We start from the raw sequence: 18171 nt of genomic DNA on the forward strand, positions 1-18171 counted from the left end.
AACGCCCCCATGACGTCCAGCTTCGATTTCGCGTCCCTGTTTCCGGCGGGGCTGCCGGCCCCTTCTGCGCGGTGGACGGGCCTGGCGAAATACAGCTTTGTCGGGGGAAACAACGACTCCGAACAGGTGCCGCTTGATGACCTGATCGAGGCGACAAATGCGGTGCTACGACGCGAGGGGCGGTCGCTCGCCACTTACGGGCTGGCGCATGGCCCGCAGGGCTACCTCCCCTTGCGCGAATTCCTGGTGACGAAACTCAAGCGCGATGCCGGCATCAGCTGTACGGTCGATGACCTCCTGATCGTGTCCGGCTCGCTCCAGGCGCTTGATCTCGTCAATGCCACGCTGTTGACTCGGGGCGACACAGTGATTTTCGAGCAGGAGAGCTATCAAGGCTCCCTGACCCGCCTGGCGCGGCTCGGCGTCAATGTCGTCGGCATCCCCCTCGACAAGGACGGCATGCGCATGGACGTGCTGGCGATGACGCTGGCCGATCTGAAGAGCCGCGGCATCCGTCCGAAATACATCTACACCATTCCGACGGTTCAGAACCCGACCGGCAGCATCATGCCCGAGAGTCGTCGCGCCGAGCTGGTACGGCTCGCAACCGAATATGGCGTGCCGATTTTCGAGGACGATTGCTATGCCGACCTCGTGTGGTCAGGACAGCGGCCGCCGGCGATCTACGCGATGAGCCCGAATGGCGGCGTGATCCATATCGGCTCGTTCTCCAAGTCGATCGCGCCGGCGCTGCGCGTCGGCTTCGTCGTGGCGCCCTGGGAGGTGATGTCACGGATGCTGGCTCTGAAGACGGACGCGGGCTCCGGTGCGCTGGAGCAGATGGTGCTCGCCGCCTATTGCAAGCCGCATTTCGCGAGCCATGTGCCCGCCCTGACCAAGGCGCTGCGCACCAAGCTCGACACGTTGATGGAAGCGTTGAACGAGCAGTTCGGGACGGCCGCGGAGTTCGAGGAGCCCAAGGGCGGTATCTTCCTGTGGGTCAAGCTGCCAGACCAGGTCGACACGCTGAAACTGTATCAGGCCGCGCTCGCCGCTGGCGTCTCGATCAATCCTGGGCCGGAATGGTCGACCAACAAGGGCCAGTCCAGCTCGCGGCTGCGGCTGTGCTTTGCAAGTCCCACGCATCAGCAGATCCGCGAGGGGATCGCTGTCCTGGCCGAGGTCTGCCGCAAGGAATTCGGGGTGCCGGCCCGTAGTGCCAATGTGGAGAAGCGGGCCTGAGGCTGCTGCCTCACGCCTCGACGTGAAACTCAACGTTGACCTGACCGGAGCCGGACGAGGGAAAATAGTCGCAGAGCTGCTCGGCGGTGCCGTGGTAGTCATGCCAGCCGAGCGCCGCGAACAGCATGATGGTGTCGGCCATGCCGCCCTCGCCGTTGCACTTGGTGGCATAGTCCGGAAGCATATCGAGGAATTCGCGATAGCGGCTGCTCTGCCAGAGCTCGAGCACGCGCAGGTCCACTTGGCGATTGAACTCGCTGGTGACCGACGTCCACGCTTCGGGGCCCAGTTTCTTGTTCGGCCAGAGCCGATGCGAGAGCGACCCGCTGGCGAGAACGGCGACCCGTTCATCCGATGCGTCGATGGCGCGGCGGGTGGCTTCACCGAGTATCCGGCTTTCCTCGAACGAGGTAAACAGCGGCGAGGCGACCGAGACCACCTTCGCGAAGCCGTCGGGGTTCATGTAGTGCATCGGCACGATGGTGCCGTATTCGAGGCCGAGGCTGGGCACCTGGTGGGCGATCACGTTGAGACCCGCATCCCCGGCCCTGTTCGCGATAGCTTCAGCCAGATTCGTATCACCCGGCAGATCGTAGCGCAGATCCTGGATCATCTGCGGCGCCTCGTGGCTCGTGAACGAGCCACGATGCCGCGCATTGGCGTTGATGTGATAGCCGAAATTGGAGAGCCAATGGGTGTCGAACACCACGAAGCAGCTCACGCCGCGCTCTTTTGCCCGCCGGCCGAGTTCGCGCAAGGAGGAGACTGCCGGCTCACGGGCCGCTCGGAGCGGGCTGCCGGGGGTCTCCGACAGCATCAGTGATGGAACGTGGGTGACCTTTGCCGCGAGTACGAGCTGCCCCATGGCGGTCACCTTGAAGCGTCAGGCCTGTGGTTGACTGCCGTGGATGGCGGAAGCGAGCCGCAACAACAGCACGATCGAGACATTGCCCTTGCCGGCCTCGATCTGGGCGATATAGCGCTCCGAAATCCCGGAGCGGCGGGCCAACTCGCGGCGGGACAGGTCGCAGCGCATGCGGGAGGACCGTAAGCGATCGCCCAACTCGGTCAGAAACGCGGCCTCGGAATAAGGCGGTACGGCGCAGCTCCCCGGCAGCACTTCGCCCGCGAAATCCATGACTTGATTCAGCATTGCTCTTTCCACGTTCGCCTTCGGAAAGGCCATCCTACTCTTCGAACGCCCTGTCTCATTGACGCGGATCAAATTCGTGAGCGATCGGCGGCTGCCGTGGAACGGCCGCGGGCGCGATGCTACAATTTGGAATTCTTCGAGGCAGGGTTTTTCGGGACATGATGCGCAATTTGGGCCGCGGGATTGCGGCTGCGGTGCTGTGGGCTGCATTCACCTCCATGGCCGGCGCCGAGACGCTGGCCGCGACCCTCAAGCAATGGGGCCTGCTCGGCTCGTGGGCCGTCGATTGCGGCGTCCGGCCGGATCGCGAAAAGGGCGCGCTGCTGACCTACGAGATCAGGAAGGATGGCCGGGTGATGTACCGGCGCAATTTCGGCGACGCCAAGGACGAGAACGAGGTGGTGTCAGCCACGGTCAACGGCGAGGGTCTGCTCAAGGTGATGGTGTTCTTTCCCTCGCTGCGTCAGACGCGCGAGTTCGGACTCCTCTTGCTGAAAGACGGCAGCCTGCGCGCGATATACAATCGCAACGAGCGCGGCGAATACACAATCAAGGACGGCAAATACGTTGCGAGCGGCGCGCCGACACCGGTGCAGCAACGCTGCGATTGATCCTTACCTTGCATTCCTGTCGGAAACCATCACGCTCAGCTGAACATCCGTTCAGAATTCTCCTCCCGTTCCTCCGGAACGTTCGCATGCAGGTGCGGTTAGATGTGCATTCGTTTGGAGGAGGACTTCATGAAAAAGCTTGGTTATGTGGCTGCAGCTCTGGGTATGCTCGTCGTTGCGGGGCCAACGCTGGCAAGCGCAGAGACCGTGGTGATCAAGCGCGGGCATCATCACCATCACGGCCCCTACGGCGCTCGCGCCGAATACCGCATGCATCAACATGATCGCAGTTGGCACCGCCACCATCGCGGTGACCGAGTGGTCGTGATCAAGCGCAGCCACCGGCGCCACCATCACCACCACTGATGCGCAATGGAAATGGCCCCTCACGGGGCCGTTTCTTGCCTGTCCGAGGCCAGCCCCAGCCTCGCGCAAAGTCGGTTGAGGCATTTGGCACCCGCGGCGCAGGGCTCTCGGAATCGCAGCGAGACCGTATTGCTTCGAGCCGCCGATACTCAGGAATGTTTCGCCACCACAGCGGGGCGCATCTGCAGTTGCGGCAGAAGGTCGACCGACCAGAGGTCGCGGTTGTCGACGTCTTTAAGGGTGACCGTCATCACCCCGGTCGTTCCATCGATGTCGACCCGTCCGAAAAACTGCAGGCCGAAACACGGCGCGAGGTTCTCGCCCTGCTCAGCGCTGCAGCCATGCTGGTACATCGGGACCGGGCCAAACGTGTCGTCGAGCTCGCCAGGACTCCAACTGCCGGCATGAAGCGGACCGGAGACGAACTCCCAGAACGGCTCGAAATCCTGAAATTGCGCCTTGTTCGGATCGTAATAGTGCGCGGCAGTGTAGTGCATGTCGGCGGTAAGCCAGACGATGTTGCGGATTCCGGCACGTTTGATGGAGGATAGCAGATCGGCGATCTCGTGCTCACGCCGGTCGGGCGGCCCGTCGCCGAGCGCGACCGCGTCCAAGCTGATCAGCCCGATCGGCAGATCGGCTGCGATCACTCTCCAGGTCGCGCCCGAAGCTGAGAGCTCCCGCTTCAGCCACGCCAGCTGCTCGGCGCCGAGGATCCAGCCGCGATGGTCATCTCCCTTGTTCCAGGTGTCATCGCGATAGCTGCGCATGTCGATGATGAACACATCCAGCAGCGGGCCGTAGGCGATCTTGCGGTAGACCCGGCCCTGCCGCGAGCCGATGTCGCGGATCGGCATGAAGTCGAAGAAGGCGCGGCGAGCTCGCGCGACCAGCCGGGGGGTGCCGTCGTCGTCATAGCCGGTGCCGTCGTAGCTGCCAGTCGGCGACCAGTCGTTGGTGACCTCGTGATCATCCCATTGTGCGAACATCGGTACCTCCGCATGGAAGGCGCGGAAATGCTCGTCGAGATGGTTGTATTTGTAGTTGCCACGAAACTGCGCCAGCGTTTGCGCGACTTCCGATTTCTCCTCGGTGACGATGTTGCGCCAGATCTCGCCGTTCGGCAGCTTTTGTTCGGGAAGAATTGCGCAGTCCGCGTAGATGTGGTCGCCGGAGTGGACGAAGAAATCCGGGCGATTGTCGAGCATGGTGCGATAGCTGCGATAGCCGCCGCGCGAGGCATCTATGCCCCAGCCCTGCCCCGCGGTATCGCCGGACCACAGGAACGAGATCGACTGGCTAGCTGCCGGCGCGGTGCGGAAGTGTCCGATGCGGCTTTCACCGCCGAGACCCGTGGCAATGTCGTCGAAGCGCAGGCGGTAGAAGATATCCTGGCCCGGTGGCAAATCCGTCAGCAGCAGCTTTGAGGTGAAATCAGCGTCGGGCAGCGCATCACCGGAGGCTGACGCGATGATCGACTTGAAGCTCTCGACGGTCGACCATTCCACCTGCATCCGCGCCGGCCGGCCGGCACGCCCCCAGATCACAGCGGAGCCGTCAGAGACATCGCCGGACTGGATGCCGCCCAGGATCTGCGGGCGATCAGCAGCGCGGCTGATCGAAGGCGTCGCAAGCGAGGCGATAGGGAGGCTGAAGGCGGAGCGGACCAGGAACTGCCGCCGGGTCCAGGCGCGCGAGGCGCGAGGTGATGCCATTCAGAAGACCTTCGTCGAATTCCGACGGAAGGTGCCTGCGCTGCTTGACTTCCAGCTTACGGTTTCTTGACTCCGCGCCTACGTTTTTACGACGCGGGGATGACGGCTTGGCCGTCGCCGCCTAGCGCTTCCAGTTGCAGATGCCGCCGGAGCGGCAGGGCCAGGTCTGGATCCGGGTATCCATTGCCTGCGCGTCGAGCGGATTGCCGTGGCGCCGTGCAAGCTTCGCCCGGGCCGCGCCGCGTGCCTGTCCGCCCCTGGCTTGGGTGGCCTTCGGCTCGGCCACACGGACGCGCTCGGCCGCAACCTTCTTCGGCACGCCGACGGGCTCAGCGCGAGCCTGTGCTTCGTTGCCGTCGCGCGCTTCTAGCGCGACCGGCGCGAAGCGGGTCTCCGGCCCGAGCCGTTTCGGCGAAAGCACGGCCTTGGAGAGATCGAGGCCGAGATATTCCTCAGGCTTGTAGCCGTCAGCGCGCGCGATGCCGCCCCCTGTGATCACGAGGGCAAAAGCAATTGCAGCAAGAACGCTTTTCAGGACCACGGACGCCTCCTGAAACTGTTGTTAATAGGGTAATTTACCCTTATTTAGGAGGCGTCGCGCGCAATTCCAGCGGCCAGATGCGGCCGTGGTTAAGAAGTTGGCGGTGTCAGGCGACCTTTCGCGCCGCTCCCGTCCCGTCCAGAAACCCCATCAGGCGGCTGCGGATGATGGTTTCCGCCTCGCTCATGATTCGATCGATGAGTTCCTTGCAGGATGGGATATCGTGGATCAGGCCGGCGACCATGCCGCAGCTCCATGCGCCGGCGTCCATCTGCCCGTCCAGCATGATCTTGGGATAGACACCCGCAACCTGGTCGTGGATGTCGTCGATCGTGAGCTTGTCGCCCTTCTCGCGCTCGATCTCGATGAGGCGGTCGACGTTGGCGTTCTTCATGACGCGCTCGGTATTGCGCAAGCTCCGCATGATCAGCCGAGTGTCGAGCTCGGTCGCCGCGACGAGCGCATTCTTCACGTTCTGATGCACCGGCGCTTCCTTGGTGGCGATGAAGCGTGTGCCCATGTTCATCCCGGCGGCACCCAGCGACAGGGCCGCGACCAGGCTGCGTCCGTCGGCCATGCCGCCGGAGGCGACGAACGGGATCTTCAACTCTTCCGCCGCGCGCGGCAGCAGGATCATGTTGGGAATGTCGTCCTCGCCGGGATGGCCGCCGCACTCGAAGCCATCGACGCTGACGGCGTCGCAGCCGATGCGCTCCGCCTTCAGCGAGTGCCGCACCGAGGTGCACTTGTGGATGACCTTGATGCCGGCCGCCTTTAGCGCCGGCATGTATTGTTCAGGACTGCGGCCTGCGGTTTCGACCGCCTTGATGCCACCTTCCACGATGGCCGCGATGTATTCGGGATAGGGCGGCGCCGAGAAGGTCGGCAGGAAGGTGAGGTTCACGCCGAACGGCTTGTCGGTCATGTCGCGGCAGCGTGCGATCTCCTTCGCGAGCAATTCCGGCGTCTTCTGGGTTAGACCGGTGATGATGCCGAGCCCGCCGGCATTGGAGACGGCGGCGGCCAACTCGGCAAAGCCGACGAAATGCATGCCGCCCTGGATGATCGGGTGCTCGATGCCGAACAGTTCGGTGATCGCGGTCTTCACTTAAGTACCTCCCTGGATTTTACCTGGCGTTAGGATCAGTCTAATCGCAGTTATCCACCGCGGTCACCATTTCTCTCCGAACGGACGAATCTCCATCTCGAAGGTCCAGGCACTCTTCGGCTGCTGGTAGAGCTGCCAATAGGCGTCTGCAACGGACGAGGGCGGCATTAGCAGGTCGGGATTATCGAGCGCATTGGGCCCGAGCGCTTCGAGCCGGCGCTGGCGCACCCATTCGGTGTCGACCCCAGAATCGATGATGAGATGGGCGACGTGAATGTTTTTCGGCCCGAGTTCGCGCGCCATCGCTTGCGCCACCGCGCGAAGCCCGAACTTGGCGCTCGCAAAGGCGGCAAAGCCGCTGCCGCCGCGCAAGGAGGCGGTGGCGCCGGTGAAGAAGATATTGCCGCCGCCGCGCGGCAGCATCAGCCGTGCCGCCTCGCGTCCTGCCAGGAAGCCGGAATAGCAGGCCATCTCCCAGACTTTCCGGAAAACGCGCTCGGTGGTGTCGAGGATTGGAAAATTGACGTTGGCGCCGACGTTGAAGATGCAGACGTCCAGCGGTGCGCGCTGATCGGCGTCGTTAAGGAACGCGGTGATCTCCTCCTCCTTTCGCGCATCAAGCGAGCGCGCGTGGATTTCACCGCCGGCAGCTTCGATCGCCTTGACCAGCGGCGCGAGCTTGTCGCCGTTGCGACGCCCCGCATAGATCGAGAAGCCCTCGGCGGCGAATTTCTTGGCGATCTCGGAGCCGATGAAGTCGCCGGCCCCGATCACGGCGGCAGTCGCGTTTCGCTTGGGCAAGGTCGCCTCCCCCGATGAGTCGCGCCGCGGGCGCGCCGCGCGCAGTGTGCCGGAGGCTATAGTTCTAAAATAGAACTGTCAAACTGGTGGGAGCGCTGGTAGCTTCCAAACAGAATTGCGATGGCTGTTCAAGCAGTTCCATTTTTAGACTGACTGCAAGTTTAGACTCACTGCAAGTGGAGACCGCTCGTGAGATGGGACACGCTGGAAGAGGAAACCTGCTCACTCGCCCGCACCGTCGCCGTGATCGGGGACCGCTGGACCCTGCTGATCCTGCGCGAGTGCTTCTTGCGCGTGCGGCGCTTCGAAGCGTTCCAGTCCTCGCTCCAGATCACCCGGCACCTGCTCTCGGAGCGACTCAAGAAGCTTGTCCGCTTCGGCATCCTGCGCCGCGTACCCTATTCCGACGCGCCGAAGCGCTACGAATACATCCTCACGCAGAAAGGGCTCGACCTCTACCCGATCATCATGGCGATGGTGCATTGGGGCGACGCTCATATGGGCGACGAGCGTGGCCGTCCGCTGCTGCACGAGCACAAGACCTGCGGCAAGCTGTTCGATCCGGTGATGGTGTGTTCGGAATGCGGCGAGGCGCTTCACGCGAAGCAGGTGCATGTGCATGCGGGGCCGGCGCGGAGGGAAGCAGGCCGTTGAGGGATCGCGCGCCCTCCAGTCCATCAGGCGCAGCATGGCCACGCCACGGGAGCGCCGTCAGCCCGCCACGGTTGCGACCGGATGCGGATCCCGGTGGTCAGCTATCGGTCCGGCTGTGTGAACCTGGCCGTCCGGCTGCGGGGTCGTGCTACGCGAAGGGCACCCCGTAGTAGGTGTTGATACCTCGCACGGCAGCGTCATCGCCCCAGTTCCATTCGGCCTTCTCGCCATATTTTGGGGCGCTTTCCAGATCCTTGGCGGTGATCGCGGTAATATAGCCGCCAAGCTCTGTATCGTATTTGAGCGATTGCCAGGGCAATGGGTAGTGATCGTTGCCCATTCCCAGGAACCCCCCGAAGCTCAGCACGGCATAAGACACCTTGCCGGTGATCTTGTCGATCATCACGCGTTCGATCGAACCGATCCGGTTGCGATCGGCGCCGTAGACCGACGTTCCTTCGACCTTGTCGCTGCCGATCAAACGTCCTGTCTCGCTGCGATCTAGCTCGTCTTGGTTCAACATCGCAATTCTCCACTCAGCCACGTGCAAAACCAACCGGATCGGCGAGCGATCGTTCCGGCGCACGTCCACTGAGCAGGTCAGGAACATCGCGCCAAGCGAGCGGTTCTCTGGGTCTCACACGCCGCCGACCGAGAGCCGCCGCAATGTCTCAGACCGTCTCGGACTTCATCGTTCAACGCCTGCATCAGTGGGGCGTGCGACACATCTTTGGCTATCCCGGAGACGGCATCAACGGCGTGTTCGGCGCGATGAACCGGGCGGACGGCAAGCTCAATTTTGTGCAGGCGCGTCACGAGGAGATGGCGGCATTCATGGCGACCGCTTACGCCAAATTCTCGGGGGAGATCGGTGTCTGCATCGCGACATCCGGTCCCGGCGCCTCGCATCTCGTCACCGGGCTGTATGACGCGCTGCTCGATCACCAGCCGGTGCTCGCAATAGTCGGCCAGCAATCGCGCAACGCCCTCGGCGGACACTATCAGCAGGAGATCGATCTTCTCTCGATGTTCAAGGACGTCGCCGGCGCCTATGTCATGCAGGCATCCTCACCTGCACAAGTGCGACACCTGATCGATCGTGCGGTGCGGATTGCGCTGGCGCGGCGGGCCCCGACCGTGATCATTCTGCCCAACGACCTTCAGGAAGAGCCTTACGAGGATCCGCCCCGTGCACACGGAACGCTGCATTCCGGTATCGGCTACAGCGCGCCTAGCGTCATGCCCCGCGAGGCCGATCTCGACCGCGCGGCGGATATCCTCAACGGCGGCAAGAAAGTTGCGATGCTCGTGGGTGCAGGCGCGCTTGGCGCCACCGACGAAGTCATCGCGGTGGCCGATCGGCTGTCGGCCGGCTGCGCCAAGGCGCTGCTCGGCAAGGCCGCGCTGCCCGACGATCTGCCATGGGTCACCGGCTCGATCGGCCTGCTGGGTACCGAGCCCAGCTACGACATGATGATGGAGTGCGACACGCTGCTGGTGGTGGGCTCGGCCTTTCCCTACGCCGAGTTCCTGCCAAAGGAAGGCAGCGCGCGGGGCGTGCAGATCGACATCGACGCCAGCATGATGTCGATCCGCTTTCCCATGGAGGTCGGCCTGGTCGGGGACGCCGCCGAAACGCTGCGCGCATTGTTGCCGCGGCTCGAGCCCAAGAGCGACGGGGCCTGGCGCCAACGGATCGAGAACGACGTCGCGAAATGGTGGACGACCCTCGACGACCGCGCGCATCAGCCTGCGACGCCCGTCAATCCGCAGCTCGTCACCTGGGAACTGTCCCCGCGCCTACCCGACCGCGCCATCATCACCAGCGATTCCGGCTCCTGCGCCAACTGGTTCGCGCGCGATCTAAAGATGCGGCGCGGCATGACGGCATCGCTCTCCGGTGGGCTCGCTTCGATGGGCGCCGCAGTGCCTTACGCACTCGCGGCCAAATACGCCCACCCGGAACGGCCGGTGATCGCGCTGGTCGGCGACGGTGCCATGCAGATGAACAACATGGCCGAGCTGATCACGGCTGCGAAGTACTGGCGCTCGTGGCGGGACCCGCGCTTCATCGTTTGCGTCTTCAACAACGAAGACTTGAACCAGGTCACCTGGGAGCAGCGCATCATCAACGGAGATCCGAAATTCGAGGCCTCGCAGCGCATCCCGGATGTCTCCTACTCCCGCTTCGCGGAGCTGGTCGGCCTGCGCGGCATCTTCGTTGACGACCCGCAGCAGATCGGCTCGGCCTGGGACCAGGCTCTGGCGAGCGACATGCCCGTCGTGCTGGAAGTGAAGACCGATCCTGAGGTTCCGCCGCTGCCGCCGCACATCACCCTGCAGCAGGCGAAGAATTTTTCGCTCGCCGTGCTGAAGGGCGATCCGAACGAAAGCGCGATGATCAAGGGCGCGGCGCGGCAGGTCCTCGAGTCGATCCTGCCCGGAAAGCAATGAGGTGAACCATGAGTGATTTCCGCGATATCCAGCACGGCGTGAACGATCCGGTCGGGGGCTTGGACGTCAAGCGCCAGGTTAACGACAATCGCACTCCACATGAGCGGGCGCAGCATCATGCCGACGTCCGCGCCGACGCGACCCCCACACCGACCGAGCCATTCCTTCCCGAACGACTCCGGCGAAAGGCAACTGATCCGATCAACCCCCGAAGCGGCAGGAAGCCGACCGACTGACCGGTTTGGAACCTCGGCCCCGGCCGCGTGTTGGTCGGCGCAAACGTCGCCGGCAGGCGCCGCGCGACTCATCGAAGGGATCTATCATGAAACGCACTATCATCGCCCTTGCCTGCATGATTCTTGCGGGGCCAGCACTTGCCCAATCGCTGGGTGAGAAGACCGGCGTAAACTCCGCGCTGGGCGTCGCGCCAAGCACCCCCGATTTCGTCAAGCAGGTGGCCATCAGCGACATGTTCGAGATCGAGTCGAGCAAGCTCGCCGAGCAGAAGGGCAACGCGCAGGAGAAGAGCTTCGCGAAGCAGATGGTGACTGATCACACCAAGACCAGCACCGAACTCAAGGGCCTCGTCAGCGATGGCAAGGTACAGGCAACCCTGCCGACCACGCTCGACAGCGCGCACCAGAGCAAGCTCGACAAGCTCAAGAACGCGACGGGCAAGGACTTCAGCTCGGACTACGATTCCTACCAGGTCAGCGCCCATGAGGACGCCGTCTCCCTGTTCGAGCGCTACGCCAACGGTGGCGACAATGCCGCGCTGAAGGGCTGGGCGGGCAAGACCCTGCCTGCGCTCAAGCACCATCTCGAGATGGCCAAGGAGCTCGGCAAGGCGCCGAGCGTCGGTCAGTCCAAATAGCCTCAGTCCAGGTAGCGTCAGCCCAAGTCACGCATTGCTGAAGGACGCCGGTACACCCGGCGTCCCCACTCTAGCAACGACGACCGTCTCCGCGCATTGAGTCTCGATCCTCGCGGAGAGCATGATGTCGAACTCCAGCAAAACTTCCTTGTCCCGCCGGCATGTCGTCCACGCCGCGAGCGCAACGCTCGCGGCGGCTTCGCTGGCATCGACAGCGAAAGGAAACACCCCCATGTCCGAGCAGGCCTTGATCGATCCGGTAAGCCGCTTTCCAAAGCCGCCGTTCAAGAAGCAGTCGCAGCCCTGGCCGGGTCTCGCCGGCAAGATGGAGCCGCGGCCGGATCATGGCGAGACCACCTACAAGGGCTCCGGCCGGCTCGCCGGCCGCAAGGCCTTGATCACCGGCGGCGATTCCGGCATGGGCCGCGCTGCCGCGATCGCCTATGCGCGCGAAGGTGCCGATGTCGCCATCAACTATCTGTCCGCAGAAGAACCGGATGCGCAGGAGGTGATCGCACTGATCAAAAAGGAACGGCGCACCGGGCTCGCCATCCCCGGCGACCTGACAGACGAAGCCTTCTGCAAGCAATTGGTCGACCAGGCCGTGCAGGGCCTCGGCGGGATCGACATCGTCGTGTGCAACGCCGCGCGACAACAAGCGCGCGCTTCCATCCTCGACGTCTCGTCAGAGGATTTCGATGCAACCATGAAGACGAATATCTACGCGCCGTTCTGGATCATCAAAGCGGCACTGCCGCACCTCAAGCCTGGCTCCTGCATCATCGGCACGACGTCGGAGCAGGCTTATGATCCCTCACCGGACCTCTACGATTATGCGCAGACCAAGGCGGCGACGATGAACTACGTGAAGTCGCTGGCGAAGCAGCTCGCCTCCAAGGGCATCCGCGTCAATGGCGTTGCGCCGGGGCCGATCTGGACGCCGCTCCAGGTCTCCGGCGGCGCTACCATGGAGAAGCTCGAGAAATTCGGCGGCATGACCCCGCTGGGCCGTCCCGGCCAACCGGTCGAGCTGGCCTCGATCTACGTGCAGCTTGCCGCGGCGGACGCCAGCTATGCGACGGGTCAGGTGTACGGCTCCGCTGGCGGATCCGGGCAACCCTAGTCACGCCGCAGCCGACGAATGTCAGCGCCGGAACTGCTGGGCAGCATTGGCCTTGCCGCCTTGTCGGCCTGTCGGCTCGGGCAGCTTGCGCCCGTCGGAGGTTGCGCCTCCGACTGCCTACAATCGCTTGTTTCGGAATCCGTCTTCAATGCCGGGTGCGACGATACGCATGGAACTCTTCCCAAGTTGGCAGGTTGAGTAATCTACTCAACTTACTCAAATTGCGTGATCACCATGAACGACGTACGGGCCGAGCGCCTTCAGGTCATGCTCTCGCCGGAAGAATTGGCCGCTATTGATGATTTCCGGTTCAGGCACCGCATGCCGACGCGGGCGGCCGCCGTCCGCGAACTGCTCAACCTCGGACTTGCGGCTGTGGGCGTCGATGCCAGCGCCGGCGTGAAGTCAAGCAACTTCGGCGTGCTGGGCCGCGGACCAGACGGACATACCCACAGAGATCCGGAAGACGCAGCGGACTGACCGCAACGGACGCCCTCTGCCAGGCAAACGGCCCTGGCACGGTGGGTGCCAGGGCCGTCCTTGGAGATTGCTTCCGGCGCACCGGGGGCATGACAACCGGAAGCAATCCTTCGACTCCTCGCGCGGGAATTGGTTCCCGTGCGAAATCTAGCCTGTCGCATCGCTCGAGCCGTCCGGCATTGCGCCGGAGCCCGGCGTCTTGCTGTCGTCGCTTAGCTTGGGATCGCGCGTCGCTTCGCGCGAGGGCGAACCTTTCGGATCCGTCTTGTGCACAGATTGTGCACGCTCCTTGTCGCGCGGCTGTTCCTCCCCGCGCTTGTCCTTGACGATACCTTGATCGGAATGGGCCATGGTGGGCTCTCGCTTCTCCTGATGTCTCGGAGCGCCTACGCAATACGGCCAGGAATGTTCCGCCACCGCTAACTTCGCACCGGATGCACCTCCTCGCCAGATGCGTTTTCGAGATGCACCTGCCGCACCGTCGTTACAGTGGCGAACGCGACTGAGACGCCAAAGGCGAGCATGAGGGAAAGAAGCACCAGACGTGGAGCCATCGCCAAACCTCCTTCTGCAACCGGAAACCGAGGCGATCGAATACTCCTGAATGATCCCGGATCTGTTGCTTGTCCTCTGTGAGCGGTCTCACAGCGGATCTACATATCCCGGTTCGGAGCAGGAGCGTGGGCCGGAACGGGCGGGATTTCGCCATCGAGCCAATCCTGCTCGTTGGCGAGCGCCGCCCAGGCATCGGCCATGCGCGAGTAGCGCTTATGGGCAGGTTGTCCGTCCGCTCGCTCGGCAAGCTGAAGACAATTGTCGGCGTTGTCTCTGAAGATGTCAGACTGTTTCATACACAACACGTAAGGGCGGAACTCTCGCGTCGCAACCCACTCACCGGATCGTAACCTGGGGAACTTCGTACGCATTCCGTCATTGATATCGATGCGAGTCCTTGCCGCGATTATCCTGGCATTCATCCACACTGCGACTCTTGCCGAGAGCACCGGCGAGCGAAAGCCTGGCGATCGGCCACCAACCGCGATCGAAGTCATCAGCGGGCTCTACAGCTTCAGCCGATTTCAACAGGGTCTTCTTGAGAACACCGACCTCAAGGGCAATGCGGAGGTCAAGAACCTGGCCGCCCTGCGCGCCGAGGAAGCGGTCAAGCGCGACAAGAGACTGAAAGGCGTCCAGGAGGCGATTGGCGCAGAACTGCACGTCGGCAAGGTAGAGTCGCCGACTGCTAGTCTCGTCGAACCCGAAATGTCGGATGGTCCGACTTACGTCAGAAGCTTCTATGCCGCGCAGATTCCCGAATACGAGTCGATCATCATTCTGCTCGAGCGTTATCTGAAGGCGCCCGACCATGCAGCGCTCGCGGCGTTTGCGCGCGAGCAGCTCCCGATTTTGCGCGTGCAGGCCAGGGACGCCGAGCGTACCATGGCGGACAGGTAGGCGCCGCCTCTACTTGTCGTTCGGATGTCGCTGCGGTTGCGCGGTGCGGTCGCCCTCCAACATCTTGTCCCTGCCGGCATCGCCATTGTCGTCCTTACCACCTGAAGACGAGGTCCCGCTGCCGCTCGGGTTTGATCGGGTCGCCGTGCCGGTGGTTGGGGTATCCGCCCGGGGATTGGCGGAGCTCGCGGCGGGGTCGCCGGTCACGGCCCCACGGCCGCTGGGGCCGCCGCCCTGTGCCAAGGCCGAACCGGCGGCGAACACCATCATAGCCATAGCGGGGAGTCCTGCTTTCATGTTCGTTCTCCTCTCTTCACGGGCTAACAGTCGGGCTCGTGGCTCCGTTCCGCGAGCCGGACGCCAGGTACGGAGAGCAGAGCGCGGGAGCCCGATGGCATTTCTTCCGATTTTGGGCGGAACCAATTCGGCTGATCATCGTTAGTTGGATCGGGCTGAGCAAAGCAGGTTCCATTCCCGCGCCGCACCGTTGGCGCTTGATTTCGAATTTGGCTGACGCTCTATTTTGACCAAACGCGCCACGCCTAGGATTCGGGCGACGCCTGCGGGGGAATCAGTATGAGCGACCTCGATCCCGGAAGTGCATCACGCTCCGGTCGTCGCGGCCCAAAACCGAAAAACAACGGTTCGTCGGAGCAGGATTCCCGGGCTGAATTGCTGCTTGCATTGCAGGCAATGCGCAGTGGCGATTTCTCAGTGCGGATGAGCGGTGACTATCTTGGCATCGACGGCAAGATCGCCGACACTTTTAATGAGATCATCGCGGCCAATCAGCGCATGGCACAGCAGCTCGAGCTGGTCGGCCAGGTGGTGGGCCGCGAGGGCAAGACCCGGCAACGCGTGAAGTTCGGCCTCGCCTCGGGCTCCTGGGCCGACATGGAAGGCTCCGTCAACACGCTGATCGACGATTTGTTGTGGCCGACCCGCGAGGTTACGCGTGCGGTCGCGGCGGTGGCGCAAGGCGACCTGCTCCAGACCGTCAAGCTCGACGTCGACGGTCGGCCGCTGCGCGGCGAATTCCTGCAGTCGGCGAACATCGTCAACACCATGATCAAGCAGCTCGGCGTGTTCACCTCCGAGGTGACGCGCGTCGCGCGCGAGGTCGGCACCGAGGGCAAGCTCGGCGGCCAAGCCCAGGTGCCCGAGGTGACCGGCGTCTGGAAGGACCTCACTGAAAGCGTCAACTCGATGGCGAACAACCTGACCAACCAGGTTCGCAACATCGCGGAGGTGACGATCGCGGTCGCCAATGGCGACCTCTCCAAGAAGATCACGGTCGACGTCCGCGGCGAGATCCTCCAGCTCAAGGAAGCCATCAACACGATGGTGGACCAGCTCCGCTCCTTCGCCTCGGAAGTGACGCGCGTGGCGCGCGAGGTCGGCACCGACGGCAAGCTCGGCGGCCAGGCGATCGTGCCGGGCGTGGCCGGCACCTGGAAGGATTTGACCGACTCCGTCAACGCGATGTGCGGCAATTTGACCGCGCAGGTACGAAATATCGCGAACGTCACCACGGCCGTGGCGCGCGGCGACCTCTCGCGCAAGATCACCGTGGACGTGCGCGGCGAGATCCTGGAGCTGAAGGACACCATCAACACCATGGTGGACCAGCTCAACTCGTTCGCCTCGGAAGTGACGCGCGTGGCGCGCGAGGTCGGCACCGAAGGCAAGCTCGGTGGCCAGGCCCAGGTGCCCGGCGTGGCCGGCACATGGAAGGATCTCACCGACAACGTCAACTTCATGGCCTCGAACCTGACCGCGCAGGTTCGCAACATTGCCGACGTCGCTACCGCCATCGCGAGCGGCGACCTCTCGAAGAAGATCACGGTGAACGTCTCGGGCGAGATCCTTCAGCTGAAGGAGACGCTCAACACCATGGTCGACCAGCTCAACGCCTTCGCCGGCGAAGTCACGCGGGTCGCGCGCGAAGTCGGCACCGAGGGGCGGCTGGGCGGTCAGGCCAACGTGCTCGGCGTTGCCGGCACCTGGAAAGACCTGACCGAGAGCGTCAACTCGATGGCTTCCAACCTGACCGCGCAGGTGCGCAACATCGCGGAGGTGACGACGGCGGTCGCCGGCGGCGACCTCTCGAAGAAGATCACCGTGGACGTGCGCGGCGAGATCCTGGAGCTGAAGGACACCATCAACACCATGGTCGACCAGCTCAACGCCTTCGCCGGCGAAGTCACGCGCGTGGCGCGCGAGGTCGGCACCGAAGGCAAGCTCGGCGGCCAGGCCGTGGTGCGCGGCGTCGGCGGCACGTGGAAAGACTTGACCGACAGCGTCAATTCGATGGCCTCGAACCTGACCGGGCAGGTCCGCAACATCGCAGAGGTCGCGACCGCCGTGGCGAAGGGCGACCTGTCCAAGAAGATCACTGTGAACGTGTCGGGCGAAATCCTTCAGCTGAAGGAAACGCTCAACACCATGGTCGACCAGCTCAACGCCTTCGCCGGCGAGGTCACGCGCGTCGCGCGCGAGGTCGGCACCGACGGCAAGCTTGGCGGCCAGGCCGGCGTGCCCGGCGTTGCCGGCACCTGGAAGGATTTGACCGACTCCGTGAACTCGATGGCGGGCAACCTCACGGCCCAGGTCCGCAACATCGCGGAAGTCGCGACTGCGATCGCTGGCGGCGACCTCTCCCGCAAGATCACCGTGGATGTGCGCGGCGAGATCCTTCAGCTCAAGGATACGCTGAACACGATGGTCGACCAGCTCAACCGGTTCGCCGGCGAGGTGACGCGCGTCGCGCGCGAGGTCGGCACCGAAGGACGCCTCGGCGGCCAGGCCAACGTGCCCGGCGTTGCCGGCACCTGGAAGGATCTCACCGACTCCGTGAACTCGATGGCGGGCAACCTCACGGCCCAGGTCCGCAACATCGCCGAAGTGACGACCGCCGTTGCGCGCGGCGACCTCTCCCGCAAGATCACCGTCGACGTGAAAGGCGAAATCCTCGAGCTCAAGAACACCATCAACACCATGGTGGACCAGCTCAACTCGGCGGACAGGCCGAAGTGCCCGGCGTCGCCGGCACCTGGAAGGACCTCACCGACAACGTCAACTTCATGGCTTCGAATCTGACGGCCCAGGTCCGCAACATCGCCGAGGTCGCAACCGCCATTGCCGGCGGCGACCTTTCGAAGAAGATCACGGTCGACGTGCGCGGCGAGATCCTTCTCTTGAAGGACACCCTGAACACCATGGTCGAGCAGCTCCGCTCCTTCGCCGCCGAAGTGACGCGCGTCGCGCGCGAGGTCGGCACCGAAGGCCGGCTCGGCGGTCAGGCCGTCGTGCCCGGCGTCGGTGGCACGTGGAAGGATCTCACCGACAACGTCAACCTCCTGGCCGCGAACCTGACGACGCAGGTCCGCAACATCGCCGAAGTCACCACGGCGGTTGCGCGCGGCGACCTCTCCCGCAAGATCACCGTCGACGTGAAAGGCGAAATCCTCGAGCTCAAGAACACCATCAACACCATGGTGGACCAGCTCAAGGCACCGAGGGCAAGCTCGGTGGCCAGGCCCAGGTGCCCGGGGTTGCCGGCACATGGAAGGACCTCACCGACACGGTGAACCT

At 63.7% G+C, this 18171-nt stretch carries 23 protein-coding genes; 12 read left to right on the forward strand and 11 right to left on the reverse strand.

The genetic code is table 11. The annotated features are described in order from the left end of the window. Nucleotides 1-9 precede the first annotated feature (9 nt). Nucleotides 10-1242: an aminotransferase-like domain-containing protein gene (locus ASG57_RS05385; RefSeq protein WP_057195813.1), complete on the forward strand. Its 1233-nt coding sequence runs from the start codon at nucleotides 10-12 to the stop codon at nucleotides 1240-1242. A 10-nt stretch (nucleotides 1243-1252) separates the two neighbouring features. Here ASG57_RS05385 and hpaD read toward each other — a convergent pair whose 3' ends face one another. Together hpaD and ASG57_RS05395 are read right to left on the reverse strand one after the other, a co-directional pair. Beyond that, entirely contained in the window at nucleotides 1253-2107 is an 855-nt protein-coding gene (hpaD, locus tag ASG57_RS05390; protein WP_057195949.1) for a 3,4-dihydroxyphenylacetate 2,3-dioxygenase, read from the reverse strand. An 18-nt stretch (nucleotides 2108-2125) separates the two neighbouring features. Continuing rightward, nucleotides 2126-2395: a helix-turn-helix domain-containing protein gene (locus tag ASG57_RS05395; protein WP_024340303.1), complete on the reverse strand. Its 270-nt coding sequence runs from the start codon at nucleotides 2393-2395 to the stop codon at nucleotides 2126-2128. Between the two features lie 158 nt (nucleotides 2396-2553). On the opposite strand from ASG57_RS05395, the gene ASG57_RS05400 reads away from it, so the two are divergent. Together ASG57_RS05400 and ASG57_RS36510 are read left to right on the forward strand one after the other, a co-directional pair. Next, the gene (locus ASG57_RS05400) at nucleotides 2554-3006 is read left to right on the forward strand and encodes a hypothetical protein (RefSeq protein ID WP_057195814.1); all 453 of its coding nucleotides are present in this window, start codon (nucleotides 2554-2556) and stop codon (nucleotides 3004-3006) included. Between the two features lie 129 nt (nucleotides 3007-3135). Continuing rightward, the gene (locus ASG57_RS36510; RefSeq protein WP_082528902.1) at nucleotides 3136-3372 is read left to right on the forward strand and encodes a hypothetical protein; all 237 of its coding nucleotides are present in this window, start codon (nucleotides 3136-3138) and stop codon (nucleotides 3370-3372) included. Between the two features lie 149 nt (nucleotides 3373-3521). Here ASG57_RS36510 and ASG57_RS05410 read toward each other — a convergent pair whose 3' ends face one another. The 4 genes from ASG57_RS05410 to ASG57_RS05425 all read right to left on the reverse strand — a co-directional run bounded on the left by ASG57_RS05410 (nucleotide 3522) and on the right by ASG57_RS05425 (nucleotide 7537). Beyond that, nucleotides 3522-5087, reverse strand: coding sequence for an alkaline phosphatase D family protein (locus tag ASG57_RS05410; protein ID WP_057195816.1), 1566 nt, complete (start codon nucleotides 5085-5087; stop codon nucleotides 3522-3524). 121 nt (nucleotides 5088-5208) lie between these two features. Beyond that, nucleotides 5209-5628, reverse strand: coding sequence for a hypothetical protein (locus ASG57_RS05415; RefSeq protein ID WP_024340307.1), 420 nt, complete (start codon nucleotides 5626-5628; stop codon nucleotides 5209-5211). Between the two features lie 106 nt (nucleotides 5629-5734). Then, the gene (locus ASG57_RS05420; RefSeq protein WP_024340308.1) at nucleotides 5735-6736 is read right to left on the reverse strand and encodes an NAD(P)H-dependent flavin oxidoreductase; all 1002 of its coding nucleotides are present in this window, start codon (nucleotides 6734-6736) and stop codon (nucleotides 5735-5737) included. Nucleotides 6737-6799: 63 nt separating this feature from the next. Continuing rightward, the gene (locus ASG57_RS05425) at nucleotides 6800-7537 is read right to left on the reverse strand and encodes an SDR family oxidoreductase (protein WP_024340309.1); all 738 of its coding nucleotides are present in this window, start codon (nucleotides 7535-7537) and stop codon (nucleotides 6800-6802) included. 189 nt (nucleotides 7538-7726) lie between these two features. On the opposite strand from ASG57_RS05425, the gene ASG57_RS05430 reads away from it, so the two are divergent. Continuing rightward, on the forward strand, nucleotides 7727-8191 hold the full coding sequence (locus ASG57_RS05430; RefSeq protein ID WP_024340310.1) for a winged helix-turn-helix transcriptional regulator: 465 nt from the start codon (nucleotides 7727-7729) through the stop codon (nucleotides 8189-8191). Nucleotides 8192-8339: 148 nt separating this feature from the next. Here the strand turns inward: ASG57_RS05430 and ASG57_RS05435 are convergent, their stop codons facing one another. Continuing rightward, nucleotides 8340-8714, reverse strand: a complete 375-nt coding sequence (locus ASG57_RS05435) for a PRC-barrel domain-containing protein (protein ID WP_057195817.1) — start codon at nucleotides 8712-8714, stop codon at nucleotides 8340-8342. A 143-nt stretch (nucleotides 8715-8857) separates the two neighbouring features. Between ASG57_RS05435 and ASG57_RS05440 the strand changes: the two genes are divergently transcribed. The 5 genes from ASG57_RS05440 (at nucleotide 8858) to ASG57_RS05460 (ending at nucleotide 13122) form a co-directional block, all read left to right on the forward strand. Then, the gene (locus ASG57_RS05440) at nucleotides 8858-10645 is read left to right on the forward strand and encodes a thiamine pyrophosphate-requiring protein (protein ID WP_057195818.1); all 1788 of its coding nucleotides are present in this window, start codon (nucleotides 8858-8860) and stop codon (nucleotides 10643-10645) included. Nucleotides 10646-10653: 8 nt separating this feature from the next. Next, nucleotides 10654-10881, forward strand: a complete 228-nt coding sequence (locus ASG57_RS05445) for a hypothetical protein (RefSeq protein WP_024340313.1) — start codon at nucleotides 10654-10656, stop codon at nucleotides 10879-10881. A gap of 86 nt (nucleotides 10882-10967) precedes the next feature. Beyond that, complete coding sequence (locus tag ASG57_RS05450; RefSeq protein WP_024340314.1) at nucleotides 10968-11519, forward strand: DUF4142 domain-containing protein; 552 nt, start codon at nucleotides 10968-10970, stop codon at nucleotides 11517-11519. Nucleotides 11520-11751: 232 nt separating this feature from the next. Continuing rightward, nucleotides 11752-12642, forward strand: a complete 891-nt coding sequence (locus ASG57_RS05455; RefSeq protein WP_028145925.1) for an SDR family oxidoreductase — start codon at nucleotides 11752-11754, stop codon at nucleotides 12640-12642. 234 nt (nucleotides 12643-12876) lie between these two features. Then, nucleotides 12877-13122: a hypothetical protein gene (locus ASG57_RS05460; protein ID WP_024340316.1), complete on the forward strand. Its 246-nt coding sequence runs from the start codon at nucleotides 12877-12879 to the stop codon at nucleotides 13120-13122. Between the two features lie 147 nt (nucleotides 13123-13269). On the opposite strand, the gene ASG57_RS05465 is transcribed toward ASG57_RS05460, so the two are convergent. From ASG57_RS05465 to ASG57_RS05470, 3 genes are all read right to left on the reverse strand, one after another. Beyond that, nucleotides 13270-13473 (reverse strand): hypothetical protein, encoded by a 204-nt coding sequence (locus tag ASG57_RS05465; protein WP_024340317.1) that lies wholly within the window; start codon nucleotides 13471-13473, stop codon nucleotides 13270-13272. A 68-nt stretch (nucleotides 13474-13541) separates the two neighbouring features. Then, on the reverse strand, nucleotides 13542-13676 hold the full coding sequence (locus tag ASG57_RS39620) for a hypothetical protein (RefSeq protein ID WP_283805278.1): 135 nt from the start codon (nucleotides 13674-13676) through the stop codon (nucleotides 13542-13544). Nucleotides 13677-13775: 99 nt separating this feature from the next. Further along, nucleotides 13776-13973, reverse strand: coding sequence for a hypothetical protein (locus tag ASG57_RS05470; RefSeq protein WP_024340318.1), 198 nt, complete (start codon nucleotides 13971-13973; stop codon nucleotides 13776-13778). 91 nt (nucleotides 13974-14064) lie between these two features. On the opposite strand from ASG57_RS05470, the gene ASG57_RS05475 reads away from it, so the two are divergent. Next, nucleotides 14065-14577: a hypothetical protein gene (locus ASG57_RS05475; RefSeq protein WP_057195819.1), complete on the forward strand. Its 513-nt coding sequence runs from the start codon at nucleotides 14065-14067 to the stop codon at nucleotides 14575-14577. Between the two features lie 9 nt (nucleotides 14578-14586). Here the strand turns inward: ASG57_RS05475 and ASG57_RS05480 are convergent, their stop codons facing one another. Then, on the reverse strand, nucleotides 14587-14874 hold the full coding sequence (locus ASG57_RS05480) for a hypothetical protein (RefSeq protein WP_057195820.1): 288 nt from the start codon (nucleotides 14872-14874) through the stop codon (nucleotides 14587-14589). A gap of 423 nt (nucleotides 14875-15297) precedes the next feature. Between ASG57_RS05480 and ASG57_RS39915 the strand changes: the two genes are divergently transcribed. Both ASG57_RS39915 and ASG57_RS39920 read left to right on the forward strand, forming a co-directional pair. Beyond that, nucleotides 15298-17676: a HAMP domain-containing protein gene (locus ASG57_RS39915; RefSeq protein WP_502690750.1), complete on the forward strand. Its 2379-nt coding sequence runs from the start codon at nucleotides 15298-15300 to the stop codon at nucleotides 17674-17676. Then, nucleotides 17610-18167, forward strand: coding sequence for a HAMP domain-containing protein (locus tag ASG57_RS39920; protein WP_502690751.1), 558 nt, complete (start codon nucleotides 17610-17612; stop codon nucleotides 18165-18167). Before ASG57_RS39915 ends, ASG57_RS39920 begins: the two co-directional genes overlap by 67 nt. Nucleotides 18168-18171: the final 4 nt, after the last annotated feature.

Source organism: Bradyrhizobium sp. Leaf396 (genome assembly GCF_001424605.1).
Lineage (GTDB): Bacteria > Pseudomonadota > Alphaproteobacteria > Rhizobiales > Xanthobacteraceae > Bradyrhizobium > Bradyrhizobium japonicum_C.

What these genes read in the sequence shown, in the direction of transcription:
- ASG57_RS05385 (WP_057195813.1), top strand. Translation starts at nt 10, where the DNA reads ATGACGTCCAGCTTCGATTTCGCGTCCCTGTTTCCGGCGGGGCTGCCG.
- hpaD (WP_057195949.1), bottom strand. Translation starts at nt 2,107, where the DNA reads ATGGGGCAGCTCGTACTCGCGGCAAAGGTCACCCACGTTCCATCACTG.
- ASG57_RS05395 (WP_024340303.1), bottom strand. Translation starts at nt 2,395, where the DNA reads ATGCTGAATCAAGTCATGGATTTCGCGGGCGAAGTGCTGCCGGGGAGC.
- ASG57_RS05400 (WP_057195814.1), top strand. Translation starts at nt 2,554, where the DNA reads ATGATGCGCAATTTGGGCCGCGGGATTGCGGCTGCGGTGCTGTGGGCT.
- ASG57_RS36510 (WP_082528902.1), top strand. Translation starts at nt 3,136, where the DNA reads ATGAAAAAGCTTGGTTATGTGGCTGCAGCTCTGGGTATGCTCGTCGTT.
- ASG57_RS05410 (WP_057195816.1), bottom strand. Translation starts at nt 5,087, where the DNA reads ATGGCATCACCTCGCGCCTCGCGCGCCTGGACCCGGCGGCAGTTCCTG.
- ASG57_RS05435 (WP_057195817.1), bottom strand. Translation starts at nt 8,714, where the DNA reads ATGTTGAACCAAGACGAGCTAGATCGCAGCGAGACAGGACGTTTGATC.
- ASG57_RS05440 (WP_057195818.1), top strand. Translation starts at nt 8,858, where the DNA reads ATGTCTCAGACCGTCTCGGACTTCATCGTTCAACGCCTGCATCAGTGG.
- ASG57_RS05445 (WP_024340313.1), top strand. Translation starts at nt 10,654, where the DNA reads ATGAGTGATTTCCGCGATATCCAGCACGGCGTGAACGATCCGGTCGGG.
- ASG57_RS05450 (WP_024340314.1), top strand. Translation starts at nt 10,968, where the DNA reads ATGAAACGCACTATCATCGCCCTTGCCTGCATGATTCTTGCGGGGCCA.
- ASG57_RS05455 (WP_028145925.1), top strand. Translation starts at nt 11,752, where the DNA reads ATGTCCGAGCAGGCCTTGATCGATCCGGTAAGCCGCTTTCCAAAGCCG.
- ASG57_RS05460 (WP_024340316.1), top strand. Translation starts at nt 12,877, where the DNA reads ATGAACGACGTACGGGCCGAGCGCCTTCAGGTCATGCTCTCGCCGGAA.
- ASG57_RS05465 (WP_024340317.1), bottom strand. Translation starts at nt 13,473, where the DNA reads ATGGCCCATTCCGATCAAGGTATCGTCAAGGACAAGCGCGGGGAGGAA.
- ASG57_RS39620 (WP_283805278.1), bottom strand. Translation starts at nt 13,676, where the DNA reads ATGGCTCCACGTCTGGTGCTTCTTTCCCTCATGCTCGCCTTTGGCGTC.
- ASG57_RS05470 (WP_024340318.1), bottom strand. Translation starts at nt 13,973, where the DNA reads ATGAAACAGTCTGACATCTTCAGAGACAACGCCGACAATTGTCTTCAG.
- ASG57_RS05475 (WP_057195819.1), top strand. Translation starts at nt 14,065, where the DNA reads ATGCGAGTCCTTGCCGCGATTATCCTGGCATTCATCCACACTGCGACT.
- ASG57_RS05480 (WP_057195820.1), bottom strand. Translation starts at nt 14,874, where the DNA reads ATGAAAGCAGGACTCCCCGCTATGGCTATGATGGTGTTCGCCGCCGGT.
- ASG57_RS39915 (WP_502690750.1), top strand. Translation starts at nt 15,298, where the DNA reads ATGAGCGGTGACTATCTTGGCATCGACGGCAAGATCGCCGACACTTTT.